The 1,639-nt window shown below is 59.1% G+C and carries 2 protein-coding genes; both read right to left on the minus strand.

Going from position 1 to position 1,639, the window contains the following annotated elements; genetic code table 11:
* Positions 1-116 (minus strand): ACT domain-containing protein (locus ACPYOP_RS32840; RefSeq protein WP_481414371.1); only part of this gene is annotated, 116 nt, incomplete at its 3' end.
* Between the two features lie 185 nt (positions 117-301).
* On the minus strand, positions 302-1,609 hold the full coding sequence (gene glnT / locus ACPYOP_RS32845; RefSeq protein WP_481414370.1) for a type III glutamate--ammonia ligase: 1,308 nt from the start codon (positions 1,607-1,609) through the stop codon (positions 302-304).
* Positions 1,610-1,639 lie beyond the last annotated feature (30 nt).

Consider the following 1,639-nt stretch of genomic DNA (forward strand, 5'->3'; position numbering starts at 1 on the left):
TCGTCGAACTGGCTGGAATCGACGATGTTGCAGCCCTGCTCGGCCAGGTAATTCGAGATCGCCGCAACGATCCCCCGCGTCGACTTGCACGTCACTGTCAATACATAGCTCGTCATGGTGATCTTCCTCCGCCGTTTACGGCCAGAAATCTGCCTCATGTGTCACAGGGCAATCGCACATGAGGCAGGTACGCCGCCGCACACCCCTTCTCCCCAGCGGGAAGAAGGTGCTTCCGGGGATGATCCCACCATATGCGATAAAAACGCGGCATATGGGTCAATTCTCGCATCTTTTTACGCACTCAGATATCGAGCGTGCTGTCGCGCTCCCACTGGGTAAAGTGCGAGCAATAGGCGTTCCATTCCTGATGCTTGAGCTTCAGATAGGCTTCGGAGAACTCCGAACCGATCGCCTGCTTCAGACCCTCGTCCTCGTCATAAGCCCTCAGCGCATCGAGCAGGTTGAGCGGCAGGCGCGGCGCATTCTTCACCAGGTGACCCTCCGCGTACATGTCGATATCGTGATGCGGTCCCGGATCGGCGCTGCTGCGCAGGCCATCCAGGCCGGCAGCGATAATCACCGCCTGCAGCAGGTATGGATTGACGGCACCATCGGGCAGGCGCAGTTCGAAACGGCCAGGACCCGGCACGCGCACCATGTGGGTACGGTTGTTGCCGGTCCACGTCACGGTATTGGGAGACCAGGTGGCGCCCGAGGTCGTGCGCGGCGCATTGATGCGTTTGTAGGAATTGACCGTCGGGTTGGTGATCGCCGCCAGCGACGAGGCATGTTTCATGATGCCGCCAAGGAAGTGTTTGCCCTCGGCCGACAGGCCGAATTCGGCCTCCCTGTCGGCAAAGACGTTCGTCCTGCCGTCATTGCTCCACACCGAGATGTGGCAATGGCAGCCATTGCCTGTGAGACCCTTGAAGGGTTTGGGCATGAAGGTGGCGCGAAGGCCATGCTTCTCGGCGATCGACTTGACCATGAATTTGAAGAAGGAGTGCTTGTCGGCCGTCCTCAGCGCATCGTCGAACTCCCAGTTCATCTCGAACTGGCCGTTGGCGTCTTCATGATCGTTCTGATAGGCGCCCCAGCCAAGTTCGAGCATGTAGTCGCAGATCTCGGCGATGACGTCGTAGCGGCGCATGACCGCCTGCTGGTCATAGCAGGGCTTTTCGCCGGTGTCGTATTCGTCTGAGATCTTCGAGCCATCGGCGGTGATCAGGAAGAATTCGGCCTCTACGCCGGTCTTGACCCGCTTGCCTTCGGCCTCGGCTTGGCTGACGAGCTTCTTCAGCACATTGCGCGGCGCCTGGGCGACGATTTCGCCATCCATCATCAAATCGGCGGCGACCCAGGCAACCTCTTTCTTCCATGGGAGCTGGATGACGGAGGATGGGTCCGGCACGGCAAAGAGATCGGGATGGGCGGGCGTCATGTCGAGCCAGGTGGCGAAACCGGCAAAGCCGGCGCCGTCTTCCTGCATCCCGGCAATCGCCTGCGCCGGCACGAGCTTGGCGCGCTGGCCGGAAAAAAGATCCGTATAACTGATCATGAAATATTTGATGCCTTTGTCCTTTGCAAAGGCAGCAAGATCCAGTGTCATTCTCGTTCCCCCTGTCTCTTATACACATCT

Source organism: Rhizobium sp. KNZ2-6A (assembly GCF_056755475.1).

What these genes read in the sequence shown, in the direction of transcription:
- glnT (WP_481414370.1), bottom strand. Translation starts at nt 1,609, where the DNA reads ATGACACTGGATCTTGCTGCCTTTGCAAAGGACAAAGGCATCAAATAT.